This is a genomic window from Spiroplasma endosymbiont of Stenodema calcarata, from assembly GCF_964031205.1.
Classification (GTDB): Bacteria; Bacillota_I; Bacilli_A; order Mycoplasmatales; family Mycoplasmataceae; genus Spiroplasma.
The window spans coordinates 878,246-902,308 of sequence record NZ_OZ035018.1; the positions used below are offsets into that span (position 1 = coordinate 878,246).

Sequence of the window (24,063 nt, forward strand, 5' to 3'; positions counted from 1 at the left end):
CAAAAATAACTTACAAATAAAATCATTTTTAATTTTTATCTTTACCAAAAAAAGTGTAATTTTATTATTATCATTATATCTAGTTAAATTTCTAATAGTTTTTTCTATTGTTTTGCCAAAATAAATTATACCAAAATTTTAATAATTTAATAATTATTTTCTAAAAACCTTTAAATTAATGAATAAAATAAAAAATACAAAAACCAACAACACCAGAACATAAAATTACTCATAATGGATTAATTTTTTTACACTTCAAAAAAATAAAAACAGCTAAACTAAAGTCAACAATAAAATAAACACTTACTTTAATAATTTCAACTCAGTTACCAGTAATAAAACTATAGGGTCCATTCCCGGCTGTCCCAGTATATAAATTAAAATTCGCTATCGAAAAAACTAAATCAATAATTAAATAAAATAAGATAGCAATTACAGCGGGTTTTAATAATTTTGTAAGATACTGAAATTGATTGCTTTTCATTGTAACGCGTTTATCAACACTAACCATAATAATTGTCGCTGGTAAAGTAATAACAACATAAGAAATAATCATTATTAATAATGATAATGCAATATTTTGTTTTGAAACTAAAATTGCTAAATATGCTGTTAAATGCGTCGAAACTGGACCTGGCGTCACTGATGAAAAAATTAAACCTCAATCTCAATCTTGAACAGTAACTAATTCATTTGCCACTACTGGTGTCAGAAGTAAAGTAAATAATGAATTAAAAATAACATAAAAAACTTGTCCACCACCAAAAGTTGTAATTCCCACTAAGAAACAAACAACAATATAAAGTATAATATTTAAAACCATTATTTTTGCCCTCGTTTCTTTCTATTTTTATAACTATAAATAATTAAACTAATAACTATCATCACAATAATAACAATTGCTGGAATATTATATGGAGCCGGAATTACAACTAAAAAAATTATTCAAAAAATCATAATTGGTAAAGAAACAAACAAGGTAATTTCTTTCATTGATGATTGAAACATTTTAATAATTAGAACAAAAATTAAAGCTAAAATAACTGGCATAATTGCTAATGATATATATGCTAAATATAACTCCGGAATTGCATTTTGCAAAATAACAGTTAAAGCCCCAACTAATAACATCAATGGAAAATTAGCACATAAAGAAGCCGCTAATGCACCCCGTCAACCATACAGTTGATAACCAATAACGGCCGGCACTTGAATTGTGGCCGGTCCCGGCAAAGCATTTGATAAAATCACAATTTTATCAAAATATTCTGCACTAATTCATCCCTTTTTTTCCACAATTTCTGAAAGAATAATGGGCAACATTGCATTTCCCCCACCAAACCCAATAAAAGCAACCTTAATAAACATTAAAACAATCGTTCAAAATAAATGTGGCTGTAAAATATTTAACTTTTGATAGTTTTGTGTATTATTTGCTTGTAAATTTTTAATTTGTTTTTTAATTTCACTTTTATTACTTTTAGTACGACTTTTTTTTAAACTTGTTATTGTCATAAGATTGAAATTTATTGTTGCTTTTACTTCCGAAATTTGTTCGTTAAAAAATTGATTGGCTTTTAAATAATAACTGCTAAGTTCCTGCTGATATTCTTTTGCAATCTCTTTTCTTTTTGCCCGTCATCCTGGTTCTTTTGCTAACATTATTTTTGTTTTCTTTATCGTATAATAATCTTTTCGCATCTGAACATTAGTTGCGATATGATGACGTTTTGTTTGAACCATTTCCGCAAATGGTTGTAATTCTGCTGGTATTTTCATTTTAACCTCCTATTTTAAATAATCACCACTCTGTAAATCTAAAATAATTTTATGACAAATATCTTCAAACTGATCATAATGAAATGGATATCAATGAATATTTGTTAATTGATGTTTGAATCATGTTATTTGTTTCTTCGCATAAAGTTTATTAGCCTGCACCATTGCCGATAAAGTTGCTTCATACGAAATTTCACCTTTCAAATATTGGATAATTTCTGGACAACCAATAATCTTCATACTTTGTTTAGTAACATCATAATTGCAATATTCATATGCTGCTTTTACTTCTGCAAATAATCCTCGTTCTGTTAAATTTAAAACCCGATCATGAAGATGCTGATAAAGTTCAGTTTTATCTGGTAATAGCCCAATAATATATGGTTCAACATACCAATCAGCATAATGTTGATCATTATCTGACTTTAAGGTTCCTGTCTGAAAGTAATATTCTAATGCTCGCCACACCCGTTTTCGATTATTGGGATGAATTTTATCACTTTCCTTAGGATCAATCACGGCCAATTTTTGTCACAATTCCTGATTTGAATATTGCTCATACTGTTTTGCATTTTCTAAATCTCGACCGTGGTTAGAAAATTGATAATTTTTTAATAACGCATTAATATATAATCCACTACCACCAACAACAACTGGCAGCTTATTTTTCTGTCAAAGCCTGTTTAAAATAAGTCGTCCTTGTTTTTGATAAGTATTAATAGAATAATTATTATTTAAATCAATTGTTGATAATAAATGATGAGGAATTCCTGCTTGTTCCGCAAGCGTTATTTTGTTTGTTGCAAGATCTAGTCCATTAAAGATTTGGGTTGCATCAGCATTGATACATTCACCCATAAATTGTTGTGCAACCTTAATTGATAAATTTGTTTTACCACTTGCTGTTGGGCCAACAATTAAAATGACTTTTTTTTCACCAGTAAAACCTCCCTAGTCTCTTTATAAATATAACTAATTTTTATTAAAAAATCTACTTTTTCAAATTAAAAACTAACAACAAGTGTTAGTTTTGTTTTATTTTTAAAATAACTCTGAACCGCTTTAAGTGTTTGGGTGTAGAGTTATTGATTTATATAGCGGTTAATAACCCCAAGCACACTTTAACGTTATAATAAACGTAGAAAACTGTCCTTGCGGACAATTACATTTTATCATATTTTATTCCTTTTAACCAAAACGACCAGTAATATAATCTTCTGTTTTTCTTTCGCGAGGATGAGAAAATAATAACGATGTTTTATTATATTCAATTAATTGTCCCATTCAAAAGAACGCCGTATAATCCGAAATTCTTGCGGCTTGCTGCAAGGAATGCGTCACAATTATTATGGTAAAATCCTTTTTTAAATCGGCCATTAATTCTTCAATTTTAGCTGTCGCAATTGGGTCCAAAGCACTAGTTGGTTCATCCATTAACAAGATTTCTGGTTTTAAAGCAATTGCGCGGGCAATACACAACCGTTGTTGCTGGCCCCCAGATAAACTTAGGGCTGAATCACGAAGATTATCTTTGACTTCATCTCATAAAGCAGCTTGGCGTAATGATGATTCAACAGTTTGATCAAGAATTCTTTTATCAAAAATTCCTAAACTTTTTAAACCAAAGGCAATATTTTCATAAATTGATTTTGGAAAAGGATTTGGTTTTTGAAACACCATTCCAATTTTAGTTCGTAATGAAATAATATTTTGTCGATATTGATAAATATTTTTGTCATTATACATAATTGCCCCACTAATTTTGGTCCCCTCAATTAAGTCGTTCATACGATTAATTGCCCGTAATAAAGTTGATTTACCACACCCTGAAGGTCCAATTAAAGCAGTAACCTTATTTCTTAAAATATTTAAATTAATATTAAACAGCTCCTGCTTTGTTCCAAAATTATAATAAAAATCAAATTTTTGAATTCCCAAAATTGTATTTTTTGGCAATGGTGATGGTGATTTATTAAACGACGAAAAAATTTTTTAAATCATTGTTTAATTTTATTGTTTGAAGTTTGTGTTGTTTTTTTCATCATAACTTATTCCATTTCCTCTTGTAAGTTTTGAATCTTACGTTCTAAAGCAGTAATTGATAATTGATAATTATCTTTTTTTCTGACGATATGTTTTTTCAACTTGATTCTGAAATTTTGCTAATTTTGTTTGATATTCTTTTAATAATTCTGCATTATAAATCGCTAGTTTTGTTGTAATTTTCTGAACTTTATTTTCTTTACCATAAGATTGCTGTAATTGTTTTTTCCAAGCATTTTTTCGTCCCAGCAAAGAACCACAATAACATTTAATAAAGATACTAATTGTTGTTCATCATCTTGGCTGACGATTATTTTCAAATGATCCAATAATCTTAACAAAAATATTTAAAGCCAGAACAAATAGAATAATAATAAAGGACAAATGATGAATCATATGATTTGTTAATTCAGTTAATGGCACTTGCAATTGGTTTGAAAGAACTAATAACATTCCTGGTTCATTAACTAATTGAAAAACTTTTACTGTTAAGGTTGTTCCAACATCATTAAAACTAGTTGGAATAAAAGGTGAGGAAGTTAAGATAATAAGAACTGGCGCAGTTTCAGTAATAATTTTGCTAATTGCAAAAATGACCCCCGTAACAATTCCCCCTTTGGCATTTGGTAAAGCAACTTTACAAACCATTCCAATTTTACTTGTTCCCAAGGCTAACGCAGCATCACGATATTCTTGGGGAACATTTCGCAGGGAATCTTCAACCACGCGAATAATAATTGGTAAAGTCATTATAAAAAACATCAATCCCGCTGATCAAAAATTATGCCCCAGTTGCAACCCAACTACGAGGACAACATATCCAAAAATAGCTAAAACAATTGATGGTGTCGCTACTAAAGCATCTGTTGAAAACCGAATTAAAGTTACTAAGCGACTATTTTTATGGGCATATTCACTTAAATAAATTGCCGTAATAATTCCGATTGGAATTGATAAAAATGTCCCCGTAAAAATTAACATAAAAGTAGAAATAATTAATGGAGATAACTCATAATAACCAATAAAAACACTTGCATCAAATTGTGCGAGGTAAGTGACTCCGGCAAAACCATTACTGATAATATTCAAAATAATTCAAGCCGAGAAACTGAGCGTTAATAAACAAGTTAAAAGCATTCAAAAGATTCGACAATAATTCATTGTTTTATTATAATAATTTGTTGTTATTTTTTTATTAATTAAAGTCACAAATTCTTCTTGTGACATCTTAACTGAATTATTCGTTATTGGCAATGAAGATGGTAACGATTGGCGAGATCTTCGTTTTAATCCCCGAATTAAGTGTTTTTCACGTTCTCTTTGACGTTGAATTTTATAAGTAGTTAAAATAATAATATTTAATATTGAAACCATCATTAATAAAATTAATCCTAAAACAAATAAGGCAGAACGATGTAAACTAGAAACATGCTCTGGTAATTCAATTCCAATTTGGGTTGCTAAAGTTGCAATTGGACTAAATAAGAAATTCCAAAACCCTTGGTTTAAATTAGGGATTTGTGCTGCCATTCCGGTTAATAAAATCATAGCCGTAACTTCACCAATAACACGACACATACCAAAGATTACAGCCCCAATGATTTTGGTTTTAGCTGCTTTTTTAACTACTTTAAAGGCAGTGTATGTTCGTGATGCCCCCATTGCTAAAGCAGCAAACCGATAAGATTTAGGAACACTCAAAAAAGCATTTGCTGATAAAACAAAAATTGTTGGTAAAGCTAAAAAAGCTAAGATTGTTCCCGCTGTTAATAAATTGGTTGGTCCACTAGCACCAAACCGCACAAACAACATTCCAATTGTTTCTCGACCAAAGACGGCAAATAAAACGGGAGGAATTCCTGCTAATAATTCAATAATAAAAATAATAAAATTTCGTAATCGGATTGATAAAAATTCTGTTACAAAAAGAGCGGTTAAAATTGCTAACGGTGCAGCAATAATAATCGCTAATGTTAAAACTAAAATAGTACCAGCAATGAACGCTAAAGCCCCAAACTGATATTCTTCTGTTTCATTATTAATAACCCATTTAGTTCCTGTTAAAAAATTTCAAAACCCTTGGTAACGCAAAGCAGGAACTGAACTAGCAACAATGAAATAAATAATCAAAAAGACAGCAATAATACCACACAATGAAAATAAAGTAATCATTACTTTTGCTAAACGATCAGTAATTTGTTTGCGTTTAAAGATATTAGTATTAACCTGGTACATAAATTAATTTAATTCCGATAAGTCAGAAAAAGGATTTTTCCCATACCACTCTCAAACTGGAATTAATTCATCAGCTTGAATCGCCGCTTGACCTTTTTTGTTATCTTTTAAAAACCCTAAAAAATCTTTGACTAATGATAAATTCTTATTATCCTTCAAACGAAATGTTAATTCAAAATGGCGTTTTAGTTCATAATCTTGTTCTAAACTTGTTGGTGACGCCGCTACTCCTTTATATTTTAAAATATCCAAATCAGCTTCATTGACTAATTTTTTAGCACCATATGAAACATAACCTATTGCACCGTGAATATTTTTAACTTCTTGAATCGCGGCTGCCGTATTATTTACTGTTCGTAATGCTGAACTAAATTCTTTAATCTTTAATTTATCTTGGAAAACATCACGTGTCCCAGAATTTTGTTCACGATTAATTGGAATAACTTTTGTCGAAGATTGACATCCTAACAAATCACCTCAAGTTTTTGTTTCCCCTTGATAAATTTGTTGCAAAATATCAACTTTATTGTTTGCAAGATTTAAATCCCCTGCTGATAAATTGCAATCTGATGGTAAACTAGCAATTAGCAAAATGCCATCAATGGCAAACTTTAAGCCAGCATATACGGGGGAGTGGTAAACTCTGACTTTAAAGCACGTGAAGTAAAGCCAAGAACTAAAGTATTATTTTTAATCCCTGTTTCTCGACCACTAGATCCACTACTATTATAAGAAACTCTAATATTGTATTCTTGACTAAATTTTTTTAAAACAGAATTCATTAAGCCTTGAACTGAAGTTGAGCCACCAAATAAATAAGTTGGTTTTTGTTTACAACTAATCACGCTAACAGCACTACTGCTACTTAGTGTCAATGCTGCTAATAATCCTAAAATTTTCTTCAAATCATTATCCTCCAAATGATTCTGGTAATTTATTTATTATTACCTAGTATTAAACGATCTAAATGTAAACCTTTAAACTGTTTACAAGATAATTTTTGTTTAAAACTTAATAAATTGCAAGAAAAATACCCTTTTATCAAATTTGTTTCCGTTATAAAATATGTTGCAGCAAGAAATTTGCAAAAAAAAATCATTAAAAATAAATTTAATGTTTAAATCTACAAAATTAAGTTAAATATATAAGACTTACAAGATGGTTTAGTCCCCTACCTTAAATCAGATTTTACGCTAAACTAAACCTTTAAAAAATTTCTTTTCTCTTATTAAATAGCTCGTAACTTACTTACAAAAAAACTACAAATCATGCTGTAAATTTAACAAACCAGAAAGAACAAAATTTCCAATAATATAATTTGAAATTTTGCCATAAATATCAGCAACAACTAATTTAACACCAATTTTCTGTTCAAGCGGTAAAATTGGTAAATTTTCAAAAATATTGTTATTACTATCTACAATTGGGCGATTATCAACAAAATGCTTTGTTCATTTTTTTGAATCTCAAGTTGTAAAAGCAAGAGTAATTCCAGCGATTTCTGGACTAAGCGGATGTTGACTATTATTTTCATTTCAAATTGTTTTTAAATTAACATAATATTTAGTACCAACTGCTTCCAAAAAATTATTAAGTAAAACATGATAAAAAATTCCTTGATCAAATTTAGTATCTTGATTATAGTCCTCACTATTTGGATTTAATGTTCAGGCATGAGCATCCCTAAATCAATCTTTTGGATCATTGCTACGAATTTGATCAACATATAATCACCGTTTTTGATTATATAAATTGTCATTTCAAGTATTACCATCAAAATAATTAACTACTTTCCCTAAATCAAGCACTGTTTGATCCTTATTTTTTTGATTTAAATATCAATTGTATTTTTCAACAACAGTGGCTCATGGTTGACTAATTAAATTACTAGAAGATAATAAGCTTGCTTTGATATATTCTAAACTATCTTTTTTAGTTATCTGATTAGTGGGCATATTTTTTTGCATTCTTAAATATTGAGATGTTTGATAAAATAAACTATTTAAATCAAATTTTATTTCCATAATGTTTTTCACAGGAGTAAAACTAGGATTTGTTCATTCATCCAGATTATAATCAAATAATGATTTAATCTGCGAATTTTTTTCATTTTCTAAAACAACCTTATTAATTGTTTTCTGTGCATTTTTTGAAATTTTATTATTTGAAATATAAGGTAAATCAAGTACTGGACTGCAACCATTAACTCACGTTATTGGAGTAACTAAAATACTAAATGTAGTAAAAATACTTAACAATTTCTTCATTCACATTGTCTCCTTTACCAAAGGTAATATCTTCGGCACTGCATAGTTAATATTATCTTATTTTTTATAAAATACAAGATTAATAGAGCTTTTTTATCAAATAATTACTATATTCCATTTTGCCACAATGATTTTATTATTATTTTTAAAAGCTTATTATTTTATGTCAAATCCATCATTTTATTATAATAGAATCTAATATATCCTATTATATGTTTTATAACTTTGCTTATTATTTTATATCTTTTACTAAAGAAGCATTTAATTAGTAAATAATAAAAAACCTTTTTGAATCAAACATTATGGGCAATTAAAATTATACTTTTTTAAATATCTTTGATTTTATGTGCCGGAACACCTGCATAGACACTATTAGTTTCAACGTTTTTTGTTACAACAGCTCCAACTGCAATAATGGAATTGTCCCCTATTGTAACGCCCGGAATTATTGTAACCCCTGATCCTATTCAGACATTTTTACCAATTATAACTTTCTTGGGAATTATTATTTGTCTTTTATTTGCATCTATACCATGATTTAATGTAGCAATTGTAACATTCATGCCAATAAAACTATCATTATTAATCTCTATTCCCCCTCGATCTTGGAAATTACAATTCTTATTAATAAATACATTTTCCCCAATTGTAATATTAACTCCGCATTCTGAATTAAATGGTGGAAATAAAATAAATGATGGATCAATTTTTTTATCAGTTAATTTACAAAAAAGCTTATGAATTCTTTTGGGATTTGATTGTTGATTTAATTTTGCTAAAACTTTTATTGCCCGGTATGAAATATCTCATAGCATTTTATGTTGATTAGTTGAAACATCAAAAGGTTCATTATTTGTTCTTATATATGTTATATACTCTTTTTTAGTCATTTTGTTTAATCTCTCCTTGTCTTATTATAAGTACTTTGGATAGGTTAAGATAAATTGGACAACAATAATGTAGAGTAAATATTTATAATTAAATTACAATGGAGGTGTAATTATGGCAAAGAATCATTATACCGATGAATTTAAGCAACAAATTGTTGGTCTTTACAAAATGGGTCAAACTCCTGAACAATTAGCCAATGATTACCAAATTGGTAAATCTACTGTTTGGAAATGAGCTCACCAATTTAGTAACTCGGACTCATTTAAAGCTAAAGACAATAGAACGCCAGAAGAAAACGAATTAATTCAATTACGTAAAAAAGTTAAACAATTAGAAATGGAAAATGACATTTTAAAGCAAGCAACACTGATAATCGGCAAAAAATAGCAATCATTAAAAATAACAAAGCAAAATATCCAATTATTAATTTATGTAAAACATTGAAATTGGCTAGATCAACATATTACTATCAATTAAAAGCAAATAATCCCAAGAATAATCAAAACATTGATAATGCTGTTATCAGTATTTTTCTAAAAAGTCGTAAAAATTATGGAACAAGAAAAATTAAAATCATGCTAGCTCAGCAAAATATTATATTATCTCGTGTAAAGATTAGTAAAATAATGAGAAAATATAACTTAATTTCAAATTATACAAAAATCAAATACAAACATTCAAATACAAGCAATGTTACATATAAATATAATAATTTATTAAATCAAGAATTTAATAATTATAAACTACATGAAGTTGTTGTCAGTGATTTAACATATGTTTTTATTAATAATAAATGATATTATGTTTGCTTTCTAATTGATTTATTTAATCGTGAAATTATTAGTTATGATGTTAGTTTACACAAAAATGCAAAATTAGTTAAAAATACCTTTAATAAACTTAACTTTACATTAAATGATATTAAAATATTTCACACTGATCAAGGTAGTGAATTTAACAACAATCTTATTTATAACTTTTTAACTAAAAATAACATTCAAAAGTCTTACAGTAAACCAGGTTGTCCTTATGACAATGCTGTTGCGGAATCAACATACAAAATTTTTAAAACTGAATTTATTAAAAATAATAAATTTAAAAACATTGAGCAGTTTAAATTAAAATTATTTGATTACATTAATTGGTACAATAATATTCGAATTCATAGCAAACTAAATTATTTAACACCAGTAAAATACAGAAATTATTACTCTACATAAAATTTGTCCAAAAAACCCTTGCCATTCCAAACTTATAATTTACCGAGTTAAAAATGGTATTAGGTAAATTAGTATCATTAAATTTCAATGTTGTTGGAACTACTGTTGCTGTTGTAATACTTGATGTTACAAATAATAAAAGTATTTTTTTCATAATAATTATACCTCCTCAATTGAAACAGAATAAATATTACTTTCTGAAACATTTTCTGCATCAGCAAGACCATGGAAACTAACCAATTGATTAATCATATCAACAGAAATTCCACTTGGTAATTGATTGTTAAGACTATATTGTTCATATGCTAGTGCAAGAGGAAAATCAAAATCATAAGTTATATTTGAATTATCAATTTTATAATTGCCATGAATTGTTGCATTAAGTGTGGCATCGAGGTCTAAATTAACTTTTGTATCATTTTGGCCTAAATAAGTTTTTACTAACATTTTTTTATGGGCTGGCAGAATAATTTGTTGTATTGGCGAATTCACAGTAATTGTTGTTATTTGTGTATCTGTTTTACTATCACTAAAATTATAATCAAGATTAATATTAAAAACGTCAATTGTTGCTTTAGCAGAAATTGTAATTCCATGTGTTACAGTATGCGCAGTTTGATTTGTAACCTCCTTTTGATACGATGAAGTTTTTAGAACTTGATCTGTATCACCGGCACTATTATCTAAAATATTTTCTCCCATAAAAAGAGCTTGTGGTGTTTCCGTACTTGTGGTACCAGTAATTGCCCCTTTTACATTAAAAACATTTAGATTTATTGCCGTAACATTTGTAACATTAGTAATTGTTTTATCTGGAAAATTTTGTTTTAAAACATCTAATGCTACTTTTTGATTTAAAGCATCAAAATCAATTAATTGCCCGTCATTAATAATCTGATTTGTTTGAATTTTAGTCATCTGATTTGAAATAGGCCTGCTTACCATTGGTATTGTTCCACCCAAAAGAGCGGAAACAGCCGTTAATATTAATGGTTTTTTCATTTTAATCATCTCTTTTCTTACTCAATAGGTGTATACTTAAGCGTCACAAAATAATTAGTTTTAGTAACAAATCCGTCAATTATTCCTAAGCCATTAAAATGCAGAGAATTATTATCTTTGATACTAAAGGCATCAGGTAATGGACTTATTTTTTGTAACGATTTAAAAGCATCAACAATATTTGCTTCATAAGTAATTCCAATCCCGTTAATTTTATTAATTTCACATTTAACTGTTCCGCTAATATCTGCATTTAAATTAAGATAAGCATTACCCTTTGAAGTCCCTAAATAAACCGATGCCGTTGTAATCGTATGTGGTTTTACTTTAATTGCTTGATTTGGAGCAGTAAGGGTTACGGTATTGGTTGTTGTATTAATATCTGTTTTACTATAATTAACTTTATAATTAAAATCTAGATATTTAAATTTAAGCTCGATTCCAGCTGAAATTCCTGTAATAGTTTGATAAGTATAAGTTGTAGTCACTTTTTGAATAAATTCCGGAGTTTGAAACGTTTGTACTGATGCAGTTTTATTGGTGAAAGTGGCCTTCCCAAAGTAAATCCCTGGTTCAATATCATTTAACGAAGTACTATCTTTAACTGAGACATTTTCATTAGAATAAGTTAAATTTTTGGAAATAACATTAAGGTTTCTAATAAGAACAGATGGATGATGCGCTTTAAAATCACTATATAATGCATAAGTAATATAATCATCCAGATTAATAATTTTTGGAGTTTGCGAATCAGTAATATTATTATTTAATAAGTTATGCTGATATGCTAAAGGCATAACAAAAAAATTAATACTAAAGACGGCAGTTAATAATTTTAATATCTTATTCATAGTTTTCACACCTCTTTTGAATATTAAGCAAGTTTTGCCACATATTAAAATGTCACATTATAAAATTTTAAGAAACATAATTTATTCCTTTAAGTGAAATTAATAATGGTAATTAAAAATAATAGTACTAACTAACAGAAATTGAAAATTAACATTATTAACTTAACTTCTTTTTCCAAATTTTTTATTTTTTCCAAATTGTGATGTACTGCTTTTTTTAAAATTACGACGATCATTGTTATGCGAACCATGTGAACTATCATATTTAGTATTCCCATTATTTCGTTTAGAACTTAATGATTGGTTACGATTACAAAAACTTGTTTCTTCTTTTGCTTTTGGCGTTAAACCATACTTCATAATATCAAATAACTCAATATTTTTCTTTTGATATTGTGCTAAATGTTTAATTTCATTTAAATCACTACGATTAGAAACAATAGTTATTGCGACTCCCGTTGCACCGGCACGAGCTGTCCGTCCAATTCGATGAATATAACTTTCTCGTTCACTTGGAATATCATAATTAAAAACATAATCAATATTATCAATGTCAATTCCTCGCGCGGCAACATCAGTTGCAACCATTACCGTTGCTTTACCTTCTCGAAAAGAACGCATTGCTTGAAAACGTTCACGTTGACGTTTATCACCATTAATTACACAACTAGTAATGCCAATCGTTGATAACATTTTAGCGATTTTATCGGTAAAAGCTTTTGTATTAGAAAAAATAATACTTCGCTTTGGTTGTAAATTTTTAAATAATGCTAGTAAAACATCTTCTTTCCGATAAGAAACTGCATCAACATAATATTGAGTAATATTATTTTGTTGACTTACATTTTTTGATGCAACAATCTCAACAGGATTACTTTGATATTTATTAGCAATTTCCAATACTTGTTTTGGAATTGTTGCGGAAAATAATAATGTTTGATATTTTTTTGGGGCATTCTCAAATACCTTATCAAGTTCATTTTTAAACCCCATTTTTAGCATTTCATCTGCTTCATCTAAAACAATTGTTTTAATTGTATCTAATCGTAAAGTATTACGATTAATATGATCTGCAATTCGTCCAGGTGTTCCAACAATAATGTTACTTTTTCGTAATGAGTAAATTTGTTGTTGCAAATGAGAACCACCACATAATAACGTTGCATTTGCACCTTCTAAATAAGTTGCAAATTTTCGAACTTGGTCAATGACTTGCATTGCTAACTCCCTTGTTGGACATAAAATAATAGCTTGTGGTCGTTTTAATTGTGGATCTAACCTTTGCAAAATTGGCAAAATAAAAGCTGCCGTTTTTCCAGTTCCAGTATGGCTTTTCCCAATAATATCTTGATTATTTAATGCAATTGGAATAGCTTTCTCTTGGATTTCTGTTAAATTAGTATAGCCCATCTTAGTAATCATTTTTTCTAAGGCTGGGGATAAATTTAGTGTATTAAAATTCATTTAATCTCCTTTAAATAGTTAATATAAAATAATTTGGTTGTTTTTTAACATTACGACTGTTGATTTCACATATTGGCATTATTTTGGATAACAGAATAAATAAGGTTTAACAACTCAATAAGTATACCTTAAAATAAATAAAAAACCAAGCATTTTATCTTATATTTTAGAAACATTGCTACGTTTCGATTGAGTGTCGACCCATAACTTAAAACAAAATTAACAATAACATATAAGAGAAAAGAAAAATCAACAGCATAATCACAAGATAAAAATTTAATAAATACGACGAATAATTAACATTATGTTTTATTTAATAGACCCGCACCGATATGACAACTTTTTAATAATTTTAACAGATATATTGTTGACATATTTATTTACAATTTCGACGATTAATTATTTAATTTAAAATAAAATAAAGTTTAAGATTCTTAAACTTTATTTTCTAATTCCTAATTTTTCAATGATTGCTTTATATTGATTAAAATCAGTTTTAGTTAAGTAAGCAAGTAAATGCTTTCTTTGTGCTACTTTTTGTAATAAACTTCTTCTTGAAACAATATCTTTTCGATGAATTTTTAAGTGCGCAGTCAAATTGTTAATATCTTCTGTTAAAATTGCAATTTGTACTTTTGTGGCACCAGTATCTTTAGCATTTTGACCAAATGTTGATACTAATTCTGCTTTTCTATCTTTTGAAACCATTTATAAATTTCTCCCTTCGTTGGTGCGGCATATAATGTTAAATCAAAGAATTTAAGAAAGGGTTATCTTAAATCAACGAAATAACAACCTTGTTAATATTATGCTTTATTTGCAAAAAATGCAAGTGTATCAGCTAAATCTTGTTTTAAAAGCGCAACTAATTCCGTTAAATCAGTTATTTTAATATTTTTCCGTAAATACTTTTTAAAATAAACAACAATTTCTTGTCCATATAAATCTAAATTAACATCTAATAAATATGTTTCAACCACTTCTTGGCCTTCAAATAACCGATATGAAGTCATTGATTGATAAAGATTCCCTGCCACACAAGTTTCCGTGATATAAACACCATATGGTAAAATTACTTTTTGTGGTAAATAAATATTGGCTGTTGGAAAATTAATCGTACGCCCAAGTTGGTTACCCTTTTTTACTTCGCCACATAAATGATAATCTTCATATAATAATTTATTGGCCGCTGGTAAATCATGATTTAATAACAAATTTCGAATTGTTGTGGAAGAAAAAAAATTATCTTGTCGCGGAATTAAATAAACATTTTCTTTCCCAAAAAAAGTAATAATTTGATTAAAGTCCCCTTCCCGATTCTTACCAAATCGAAAATCAGATCCAATAACAATTTTAATAACATTAAAGCGTTCTTTTAAAATTGTTAAAAATTGTTGCGCTGATAAATTCATAAATTCCCTTGTCACGGGAACAGCTAAATAATAATCAAAGCCTAATTTCGCGGCGATTTCCTGTTTTGAATGATTATCTAACAATTTTGTATTGGTCTGATTTAAAAAATCAGAAACACTTTGTGACATTGTAAAAAATACTGCTGCTAAATCTTGTTTTGCTTTAATTTCCATTAAACAATTAATTAATTTTAAATGTCCCAAATGAAAACCATCAAATTGACCTAAACAAGCAATTTTTGCTTTGTGATTAGCTGCTTCATCTCAGATTAAAGTTTTCATTAATAATGATCATCCTTATCTACTTGTTGGGATTGATTCATATCAATATTCGCTCATAACCCGCGTTGACATGCATAAACATGGCGACCAATATGCTTATAAATTGCCAAAACATTTTTATTTTTATCAATTATAAAAATTATTGGATCGGTATGATTAATAATCACAATCGGTTTTCCTTGTCTAATTTCTTCATCATAATGGTAAAGTAATAACTGTTGCTTATTAAGGAATAAAGCATCATACATTGAAATTAAATGGCTAGAATTTACTTCTTCTGGATTTATTGCATTTGTTAATAAAAAATTTCCTGACTGAGTTCGGCATAAATTTTTAACTGTTGCAATGGTATTTAATTTTGCTGCTAGGTCAATAACTAAACTGCGAACATATGTCCCTTTTGTACATAATACACTAAATTTAATCGTATGATTATGATGATTATATTCTTTTAATTTTATTTCTTTAATGGTTACTGTTCGTGGTTTAATTTCAACTTCTTCATCACGACGAGCATATTCATAAAGTTTTTTACCATTAACTTTAATAGCAGAATATTTTGGGGGATATTGTTCATACATAAAACCATTAAATTCACTAAAAATTTTTTTTAATTGTTTTTTACGAAACTTAAAAGGGATTGTTTCCTGAAGAATATTACCAGTAATATCGCCACTATCAGTTTCAATAAATAATTGCATTTCAACATCATAAGCTTTATCTGCTGTTAATAAATATTCACTTATTTTCGTGGCATTATTAACTAATACCACCAGCAGACCCGTTGCTAAAGGGTCTAATGTTCCAGCATGCCCAATTTTTTTAATCATCAAGGTTCTTTTAAGTTCTTGAATAATTTGATGACTTGTTTTACCAGCTGGTTTATTAATTAAAAAAATACCGTCGTGCATATATTAAAACCACCCATTCCTTATCTTGCTTCATTATATCATTTTTAAATTATTCTGAGCACTGAACAACCACACTTTTCATAGTTCCTAGGGCATTTTTCAAAAAGTACCAAAAATTAATTGATTATTAAGTAAATATAGTTTAAGATAATGATGTATGAAAAATAAATATTGTTACATTTATATCTTTCTTAAATTATTCTAGCCTTTCCTTTTGTGCTAAAATTTGTATTTTGTGACAATATTTAAATATAAAATAATCTTAAAAGTTTGTTTTTCATACATTTTTGAAAATTAATTGAAGTTTCTTATAGGCTGTTCATTTTTCTTCAATTAATTTTTTTTATGTAAAATTAAACCATAAATAGCCATAAATAAAGAAATTTTCGTGGAAATTATTGTAATTTTCCAAATTTATGATATTATTAATTTGTCTTAAGTAGACAAATAAGTAAATCAAATAAAAAAATGGACATGTTAGGTAATCTTTATTTTATTTAAAATAAAGGAACGAACAATAAAAATTATAAATACCTAAATGGACTTTAGAATTATAAAAATATCTCAAAATATAAAAAATAGGACAATTGTCCTATTTTTTATATTAATTTATTATCCTGTAAAATTGCCACTAATCCTTTAAAAATTAAATTTTTATCATATTGATAAGGAACTAATGCATTAATATATTCTGCATTTCCTCCTGTTAATATCACTTGCGGCATTGCTACTTGGGTCGTAAGTTTTTCTACAAAAGCTGTAATGCTGAATAAATGCCCATTAACCAAACCAATATTGATTGCTTGTTTTGTATTTTTTCCTACTACGGCATTTTCATAAGAATAATCAAATTGTTGCAATAATTGAGCTCGATTGAATAATGCTTCCGCCGCAACTTCTAAACCTGGCATAATAATGGTTCCAAATAATACTCCTTGTTTTAATAATGAAATTGTTGTTGCTGTCCCCATATTAATCAAAATAACATCTTGATTAGGACATAAATCTAATGTTGCATATGAACCAACAATTAAATCAGCCCCAAGATTTCGCGGGTTAGGAATATCAATTCCTAACCGATCAAATGCTAAATTTTTTTTAACTTGATAGAATGAAATTTTTAAATCAAATGCTAATTGACAAAATAAATCATCTCACATTGGTCGAACGGATGATAAACATATTAAAGTGAAATCTGTCAAAGATAATTTTATCTTATTTAAAGCTGTTGTCATTAATTGCCGAAAATTCTTTTCAGCAATTAATTCCCGACTAGATATTACTAAAAAAACTGTAATTTTTTGTTGCCTATTAAGCACGGCAAATTTAATTGCCGTATTGCCAATATCTACTAATAATTTCATTGTTATTTGTCTCTCTCTTCTATTATTTCACTAATTGCTGTTAAAATTGCTTGCGCAACAATAATTTTACTTTGCTGCGGAATTTGACGATGCATTTTCTTAGTTAATAAAATAACCTCATTTTGATCAGATCCCATTGCTTTAGTTTGATTAATAACAATTAAATCCAGATTCTTTTCAATTAGTTTTCGCTGCGCATAAGCTAAATTAAAATCATTTTGGGCACTAAATCCAATTAAAATTTGTTGTTGTTTTAACTTTCCTAATTCAAATAAAACATCAATATTTGTAGTTAATGCAACATTAATTTGGGGATGTTCGCGTTTACTAATCTTTCCGCTTTTTGGCATAGCAATTTGATAATCATTTAAGGCAGCACAAGCAATAACAATATCTTGTTCAGCATATTGTGCTAACATTGCTGTTAACATCTCTTGATTAGTATTTACCTTATGATGAGGATAATAAATCGGAAAATCACAATCACCAACAATAGTTGCCAAAGTACAATTTGTTCAAGTTAAAACAGTGTGTAAGGCATCCCCCATTTTACCACTTGAATTATTAGTAACATAACGAATGTCATCAAAGAATGTTTTAGTTCGTCCAAAATTAAGCATTACTTTTTTATTTTGTCATAATTTTTTTCAAGTTAAATATTGTGTAATTTCAGTTAAGACATCTTCTCATTCTCATGCCCTACCAATCCCTATTGTGTTACAAGCAAGCATTCCTAAACGTGGTTCATAAATTTGAACACCATCCTTTGCTAACTGTGCTAAATTTCGTAAATTCGCGGGGGAAAGATACATTCCACTATTCATTGCTGGAAAAACCATTTTATGACTTTGAACAGCACTATAAACTAAACTACCTAAACTATCAGCAAAACCATGTGTTATTTGAGCAATAAAATTTTGAGTTGCCGGATATACAATAAATAAATCAGCATCAGCAGCAATTGAAATGTGCTCAGAAGGGTCTTTTTTATCATAATATTGTTGTGTAAAAATTTCTGTTTTAACTACTGATGGTATTTCTTTTAAAAATTTGAGCGCCCCTGGCGTTACAATTAATTCAACATTATGGTCTTCTTTTAGGGCTTTGTATAAAGCAAGTCCTTTATAAGCAGCAACACTTCCCGTGATAACTAATATAATTTTTGCCATCAAATCCACCTCGTTTATTTGTCTTTTTAACAATTATACAAATAAAAATCGGTATATTAAAATATTAATATACCGATTTTAATTGTTATTACCCTGTTGTTCTTTTTTTAATAAAAAAAGCAGCTTGCATTCTTCGTTGTGATTCAGCAATGATTCCAGTTACTAATTCAGATCATTGTTCTTGTTCTAAGTACCGACAATAAAAACCACGGATAATATTTAAACGTTCCCTATAACGTTCTTGCACAAAATATTTTACTTTCTTTAAAATTGACATATAAGCATATTGCAAATCTAAAGGTTTTTGATAAATTTTTTGATAAACTTGGGCGTATTCTTGAATTAATTCTTTAACTTTATATTCTAGTGTTTTTGTTCGCTCAATAATTATTTTTTTTAATAATTCATCTTTTTGACTTGCATTATATTTTGCATTTTTCATAATATAATATAACTTAATTTCCAATGCTAAAACAGGATTATCATGTGAAATAATTTTTTCATTATTTACAATTAATGATAATTCCCGAATTACATTATCGTAAAATTGACTACAATTATTTTCCCCTAAAACTGACACTTTTTTCACCCCGTATAAATATTTTTTTCATCCTAATAAGAAACAAACTCTAAAGAAATGTTATGTCTTCTTATACTAATATATTATACCTTATATTTATTTGTTTTTGCAAAAAACAACAAAGAAAAATCAATTAATAAAGAACGAATAAAAATAAATTAATTATCATTGCCAATAATATAGTCATTATTTTTTAAATTATCAACCGAAGTCATAATTGCATGCAAACGCATATAATAATTTGAAGAGGAAATGATCGGATATTTTTTATCAAAATAGACTTTAATATAAGTTAATTTCTTTCGATATGTTGTTAGTCACTTATGAGCAATCAAATTTAATTCCTCCATAATTTCCCGTTGATTAACACTCATAGCATCTTTCCGTTTCACCGGATCTAATTTTTTAAATAATGCTGTTGCTTTTTGTTTAAAATTAATTGCATAAGGAACAAACCCCACAACACCAGTTAATTTAATTGGTGTGACATAAATTCCCAAATCATGATTACGACAATAATCATACTGAATGCGTGAAAAAGCAGCATGTTTTAATTCCCCTTGAACATAATTCAAATCATTAAATTCTTTAATATTATAAATTTTAAAATCAATATAATAATCATACGGGGTCAAAAAACAATTATTAGTATATCAACTATATCGTGAAATTGATTCAAAAATTTCTTCTTCAATAAATTCAAATTCACGAAAATAATAAGTTTCTGTCTTCCAATAACGTTCTAAAATATAAAAAATTAATTCTTCACCATTAATGTTATTTAAAAATCAAATCTTCTGAAAATTAATATTACGGTATTTTTTCAAATCTTCTTTTTCAATTCGTTTAATTAAATCAATTTTTTGCAAATAACTGTCATATTTTTTAGCAAAATATTCATAAAATCAACGTAATGACAAAGTATATAAAATATAATAATAAGTAAAATCAGTTTTCAAAACATATTTAATCATTTTTATTAATGTTCGTAATAAATTATTTGAAATTTTATTAGCTTTATTAAATCCTTGTACCACTTGGATTACATTATCACTTTTTTCAATTCCATTCCGTCAAAAAATATATCTTGGTTCTCCTTCGTCATCTTTTTTGTAACAAAAAGGAATAATACGAACAATAAGATTCACTTCATCATTCACTTGATATTCTAAATAGCCCTCATTTTGGGTGTCTTTAATAACTGTTGCTTTTTTGACATTTTTCCGCATTTCAGTCAAAATAGCTTGAAACATTCGTTCTCGTAATCCATTATTACCTTTTGGGGCATACTTGACAACCGCTAATTCTAATTCAAGTTTATCATATTTTGTTAAAGTTTTAAGACCATATTCACCAAGCGCAATTGTTTGATAACCCGCTTTTTGGAAATTCTTTTTATAAGTATTAAAAATCTCATGCATTTTCTTACGAATACTACTTGCTAAATTAAGTTGTTTATTAACAATACTATTTAATTCTAAAAATTTTGCTTTTTTCTGCATCAAATTCGCCCCTATTTTTACTTGATATCATTATAACAAAAATTATTTAATATTTATAATTTGATCATTTGCAACATCAATTTCTAATGCATTAGGATTTCGATTTAATCCCGGCATTGTAATAATATCTGCTAAATATGCAATAAAATATTCTGCTCCGGAATTAATTTTAAGATCATGAATAGTAATATGGTTATCATTGGCATCTTTATTTCCAAAAATTGTCTGATGATTTTTAGCCATACAAACTGGTCAATTTTTGTATTTATTATCTTGTTGAAACAAAGCAATTTTTTCTTGGGCAATGGAGCTGAAAGTAATATTTGTTGTTTGATAAATTTTAGCACAAATAATTTTAATTTTATCTAACAATGATGTTGTTGCTGGATTAAATAATAATTGATATTCTTGTGGTTTTGTTGTTTGATTAATAATTGTTTCAACTAATGATGGATTATCTTTAATCCCCAATTGATAAGTATTATTAATTCCAAAAGGAATTTTTTGTCCGATTAATCAATTTGTCACTAATTTAATTTCTTCGGGACTATCGGTTGCAAATTGATTCAAACAAACAACAAAATTTAAATGATAATTTTGAATAATTTCAATATGATGTTGCAAATGAGCTAAGCCTTTTTGCAAACTAACAAGATCTATTAATTCTAATTTTGCTTCATTCCCGCCACCATGTAATTTCAAAGCCCGAACTGTAGCTACTAATACTGTACAATCAGGAATATATTCTTCATTTAAATTAATAATATCATTAAATTTTTCAAATCCTAAATCACTACCAAAACCAACTTCGCTGACAACATAATCACTTAATTTTAATGCCAAATCAGTTGCAATTAAAGAATTAGCCCCATGTGAAATATTGGCAAAAGGACCACAATGGACTAATAACGGTGTCCCATATTTTGTTTGTACCAAATTTGGCAATAAAGCATCTTTTAATAAAGCTAATAAAGAACCAGTAATTTGTAATTCATGTAAATAAACTGGCTTATTTTCAAAATTATAAGCAACGATCGCTTGATTTAAGCGTCGACGTAAATCATTAAAATCTTTACTTAAACCTAAAATTGCCATAATTTCACTAGCAGCTGTAATTTGAAAATGTTCATTTCGCTGTATTTTAGCATTAATTTTAATTTCAACATTTCTCAATGCACGATCATTAAGATCTAAGCACCGTTGTCAAACTATTTTTGCCGGATTAATTTGTAATGAATTACCTCAATAAAGGATATTATCAATCATCGCACTAACTATATTATTTGCTGTTGTAATGGCATGAAAATCACCAGTATAATGTAAATTAATTTCATTTTCTGGTTGCATAACACATTCGCCCCCACCTGTGGCTGATCCTTTCAGTCCAAAGACTGGTCCTAATGATGGTTCGCGCAAAGCTAAAGTTGTTTGATAACCTAAATGATTTAACATATCAGCAATCCCAATTGAGCATGTTGTTTTTCCTTCTCCGGCTTTGGTTGGATTAATTGCCGTTACTAAAATAAACTTTGCTTTTTTTGGCCAAGTGCTAAAATTAAAAGCTTTTATTTTTGCAATATAATCACCATACTTAATTAAATCAGTTGTTGCTAAATTAATTTCGGCCCCGATTGTTGTAATATTTTTCATCTTAATCAACTCCTTTTAATTGTTACTAAAATAATAAACCATCGGAAAGTGGACAATATTTGCATCAATAAAACTTTCCCCATTTTTTATAAAACCTAATTTTTCATAAAACCCAAGAACTTGCTCTTGCGCAAATAAATAAACAGCAGCAGGTTTATGATTAGTTTGAACAAAGTTTAATAATACCTCTAATAACAATTTTCCGATATGATGTTGACGATAAACTTTAAGAACGGCAATTCGTCCTAAAAACCATTTTTCATTTTGTTGTAAAATACGCGCACAACAAACTGGTTCTTGTTCATTATATCCAACAATATGATAAGCAGTTTGATCATACTGATCCACTTCTTCTGATAAAGGGACATATTGTTCGTCAACAAATACAGTTTTTCTAATTATTAGCGCATCGTTATAAATCAAATTATCAATGCCTCTTTCAATTTTAAAAATGATTGGGTTTTGCATTTAACTTTATGTTCCTTTCAGATACAATACTTATATAAAAGTATTTTAACATAGAAAAGAGGGAAACCTTAATGGATAAGACTAAAATAATTGATGGAAAAATGGTTAGTGAATTAATTAAAACCAAAGTGACAGCAGAAATTATTGAAATTAAAAAAAAGAACTATCGTCTTCCTAGTTTAACAATTATTCAAGTTGGTGATAATAAAGCAAGCAGTACCTACATTAAAAATAAAAAAATTGCTTGTGAAAAAGTTGGAATTATTTGCAATGCTCTAACATATCCTCAAACAATCTCTGAAACAACGCTTTTTAATATTATTAATAAATTAAATCAAGATTCAAGTGTTGATGCAATTCTTGTTCAGCTACCGTTACCTAGTCATATTAATAGTGAAAAAATAATTAATACTATTGCAATAAAAAAAGATGTTGATGGTTTTACACCACAAATATTAGGGCGTCTTATGCTTGGACACTATCAATTATTACCAGGAACCCCAAAAGGAATTATGCTATTATTAGAACATTATCAAATTAAATTACCCGGCCAACATGTTGTTATTATTGGCCGTAGTAATATCGTTGGTAAACCCCTTGCTAACTTATTAATTAATGCCTCAACTACCGTTACTGTCTGCCACTCTCAAACAAAAGATTTAAGTTCTTTTACTAAGCAAGCTGATATTTTAATTGTAGCGGTTGGAAAACCAAAAATAATAACTCCCGAAATGGTAAAAGAAAATGCTATTATTATTGATGTTGGGGTTAATCGTGATGAAAATAATAAACTATGTGGCGATGTTGATTTTGAAAATGTTATCCCTAAAGTTAAAATGATTACCCCTGTTCCTGGCGGTGTTGGTCCAATGACAATTGCCGCTTTATTAGAAAATATCTTATATCTTTATTATCAGAATAATAATTCATAATAAAAGTTAATCTTTTAAATTTAAAGCAATAAAAAATTGCC

Annotated in this window: 25 protein-coding genes; 3 read left to right on the plus strand and 22 right to left on the minus strand. The window is 27.9% G+C overall.

Annotation, left to right across the window (positions count from 1 at the left end):
* Positions 1-175 precede the first annotated feature (175 nt).
* The 9 genes from ACQH24_RS04720 to ACQH24_RS04760 form a co-directional block, all read right to left on the minus strand.
* The gene (locus ACQH24_RS04720) at positions 176-823 is read right to left on the minus strand and encodes a chromate transporter (protein WP_425379482.1); all 648 of its coding nucleotides are present in this window, start codon (positions 821-823) and stop codon (positions 176-178) included.
* Positions 823-1,779: a chromate transporter gene (locus ACQH24_RS04725; protein WP_425379483.1), complete on the minus strand. Its 957-nt coding sequence runs from the start codon at positions 1,777-1,779 to the stop codon at positions 823-825. Before ACQH24_RS04725 ends, ACQH24_RS04720 begins: the two co-directional genes overlap by 1 nt.
* A 9-nt stretch (positions 1,780-1,788) precedes the next feature.
* Positions 1,789-2,703, minus strand: a complete 915-nt coding sequence (gene miaA / locus ACQH24_RS04730; protein ID WP_425380694.1) for a tRNA (adenosine(37)-N6)-dimethylallyltransferase MiaA — start codon at positions 2,701-2,703, stop codon at positions 1,789-1,791.
* A 264-nt stretch (positions 2,704-2,967) separates the two neighbouring features.
* Positions 2,968-3,735, minus strand: a complete 768-nt coding sequence (gene pstB / locus ACQH24_RS04735; protein WP_425379484.1) for a phosphate ABC transporter ATP-binding protein PstB — start codon at positions 3,733-3,735, stop codon at positions 2,968-2,970.
* Positions 3,736-3,891: 156 nt separating this feature from the next.
* Positions 3,892-6,057 (minus strand): ABC transporter permease subunit, encoded by a 2,166-nt coding sequence (locus ACQH24_RS04740; protein ID WP_425379485.1) that lies wholly within the window; start codon positions 6,055-6,057, stop codon positions 3,892-3,894.
* Between the two features lie 3 nt (positions 6,058-6,060).
* The gene (locus ACQH24_RS04745; protein ID WP_425379486.1) at positions 6,061-6,648 is read right to left on the minus strand and encodes a substrate-binding domain-containing protein; all 588 of its coding nucleotides are present in this window, start codon (positions 6,646-6,648) and stop codon (positions 6,061-6,063) included.
* 20 nt (positions 6,649-6,668) lie between these two features.
* On the minus strand, positions 6,669-6,962 hold the full coding sequence (locus ACQH24_RS04750) for a lipoprotein (RefSeq protein ID WP_425379487.1): 294 nt from the start codon (positions 6,960-6,962) through the stop codon (positions 6,669-6,671).
* A gap of 354 nt (positions 6,963-7,316) precedes the next feature.
* Positions 7,317-8,324 carry a hypothetical protein gene (locus ACQH24_RS04755; protein ID WP_425379488.1) on the minus strand — a complete coding sequence of 336 codons (1,008 nt, stop codon included), beginning with the start codon at positions 8,322-8,324 and terminating at the stop codon, positions 7,317-7,319.
* A 326-nt stretch (positions 8,325-8,650) separates the two neighbouring features.
* Positions 8,651-9,214, minus strand: coding sequence for a DapH/DapD/GlmU-related protein (locus ACQH24_RS04760; protein WP_425379489.1), 564 nt, complete (start codon positions 9,212-9,214; stop codon positions 8,651-8,653).
* A gap of 112 nt (positions 9,215-9,326) precedes the next feature.
* Between ACQH24_RS04760 and ACQH24_RS04765 the strand changes: the two genes are divergently transcribed.
* On the plus strand, positions 9,327-9,602 hold the full coding sequence (locus ACQH24_RS04765; protein WP_425379385.1) for a transposase: 276 nt from the start codon (positions 9,327-9,329) through the stop codon (positions 9,600-9,602).
* Positions 9,603-9,643: 41 nt separating this feature from the next.
* The gene (locus tag ACQH24_RS04770; protein ID WP_425380682.1) at positions 9,644-10,435 is read left to right on the plus strand and encodes an IS3 family transposase; all 792 of its coding nucleotides are present in this window, start codon (positions 9,644-9,646) and stop codon (positions 10,433-10,435) included.
* Here ACQH24_RS04770 and ACQH24_RS04775 read toward each other — a convergent pair.
* From ACQH24_RS04775 to ACQH24_RS04835, 13 genes are all read right to left on the minus strand, one after another.
* Positions 10,428-10,589, minus strand: a complete 162-nt coding sequence (locus ACQH24_RS04775) for a hypothetical protein (RefSeq protein ID WP_425379490.1) — start codon at positions 10,587-10,589, stop codon at positions 10,428-10,430. The two genes, ACQH24_RS04770 and ACQH24_RS04775, sit on opposite strands and share 8 nt — an antisense overlap.
* Positions 10,590-10,594: 5 nt before the next feature.
* The gene (locus tag ACQH24_RS04780) at positions 10,595-11,437 is read right to left on the minus strand and encodes an ETX/MTX2 family pore-forming toxin (RefSeq protein WP_425379491.1); all 843 of its coding nucleotides are present in this window, start codon (positions 11,435-11,437) and stop codon (positions 10,595-10,597) included.
* A 17-nt stretch (positions 11,438-11,454) separates the two neighbouring features.
* Complete coding sequence (locus ACQH24_RS04785) at positions 11,455-12,288, minus strand: ETX/MTX2 family pore-forming toxin (RefSeq protein WP_425379492.1); 834 nt, start codon at positions 12,286-12,288, stop codon at positions 11,455-11,457.
* A 162-nt stretch (positions 12,289-12,450) separates the two neighbouring features.
* The gene (locus ACQH24_RS04790) at positions 12,451-13,752 is read right to left on the minus strand and encodes a DEAD/DEAH box helicase (protein WP_425379493.1); all 1,302 of its coding nucleotides are present in this window, start codon (positions 13,750-13,752) and stop codon (positions 12,451-12,453) included.
* A 441-nt stretch (positions 13,753-14,193) separates the two neighbouring features.
* Positions 14,194-14,460, minus strand: a complete 267-nt coding sequence (rpsO, locus tag ACQH24_RS04795; protein WP_425379494.1) for a 30S ribosomal protein S15 — start codon at positions 14,458-14,460, stop codon at positions 14,194-14,196.
* Positions 14,461-14,558: 98 nt separating this feature from the next.
* Positions 14,559-15,446: a riboflavin biosynthesis protein RibF gene (gene ribF, locus ACQH24_RS04800; protein WP_425379495.1), complete on the minus strand. Its 888-nt coding sequence runs from the start codon at positions 15,444-15,446 to the stop codon at positions 14,559-14,561.
* Positions 15,446-16,357: a tRNA pseudouridine(55) synthase TruB gene (gene truB, locus ACQH24_RS04805; protein WP_425379496.1), complete on the minus strand. Its 912-nt coding sequence runs from the start codon at positions 16,355-16,357 to the stop codon at positions 15,446-15,448. Before truB ends, ribF begins: the two co-directional genes overlap by 1 nt.
* A gap of 599 nt (positions 16,358-16,956) precedes the next feature.
* The gene (locus tag ACQH24_RS04810; RefSeq protein ID WP_425379497.1) at positions 16,957-17,721 is read right to left on the minus strand and encodes a type III pantothenate kinase; all 765 of its coding nucleotides are present in this window, start codon (positions 17,719-17,721) and stop codon (positions 16,957-16,959) included.
* A 2-nt stretch (positions 17,722-17,723) separates the two neighbouring features.
* Positions 17,724-18,890 carry a bifunctional phosphopantothenoylcysteine decarboxylase/phosphopantothenate--cysteine ligase CoaBC gene (coaBC, locus tag ACQH24_RS04815; RefSeq protein WP_425379498.1) on the minus strand — a complete coding sequence of 389 codons (1,167 nt, stop codon included), beginning with the start codon at positions 18,888-18,890 and terminating at the stop codon, positions 17,724-17,726.
* A gap of 88 nt (positions 18,891-18,978) precedes the next feature.
* Positions 18,979-19,470 carry a hypothetical protein gene (locus ACQH24_RS04820; protein WP_425379499.1) on the minus strand — a complete coding sequence of 164 codons (492 nt, stop codon included), beginning with the start codon at positions 19,468-19,470 and terminating at the stop codon, positions 18,979-18,981.
* A 158-nt stretch (positions 19,471-19,628) separates the two neighbouring features.
* Positions 19,629-20,972, minus strand: coding sequence for a hypothetical protein (locus ACQH24_RS04825; RefSeq protein ID WP_425379500.1), 1,344 nt, complete (start codon positions 20,970-20,972; stop codon positions 19,629-19,631).
* A gap of 42 nt (positions 20,973-21,014) precedes the next feature.
* Positions 21,015-22,622, minus strand: coding sequence for a formate--tetrahydrofolate ligase (locus tag ACQH24_RS04830; RefSeq protein ID WP_425379501.1), 1,608 nt, complete (start codon positions 22,620-22,622; stop codon positions 21,015-21,017).
* A gap of 15 nt (positions 22,623-22,637) precedes the next feature.
* Positions 22,638-23,090 carry a GNAT family N-acetyltransferase gene (locus ACQH24_RS04835; RefSeq protein WP_425379502.1) on the minus strand — a complete coding sequence of 151 codons (453 nt, stop codon included), beginning with the start codon at positions 23,088-23,090 and terminating at the stop codon, positions 22,638-22,640.
* A gap of 71 nt (positions 23,091-23,161) precedes the next feature.
* Here ACQH24_RS04835 and ACQH24_RS04840 point away from each other — a divergent pair, with 71 nt between their 5' ends.
* Complete coding sequence (locus ACQH24_RS04840; RefSeq protein ID WP_425379503.1) at positions 23,162-24,022, plus strand: bifunctional 5,10-methylenetetrahydrofolate dehydrogenase/5,10-methenyltetrahydrofolate cyclohydrolase; 861 nt, start codon at positions 23,162-23,164, stop codon at positions 24,020-24,022.
* Positions 24,023-24,063 lie beyond the last annotated feature (41 nt).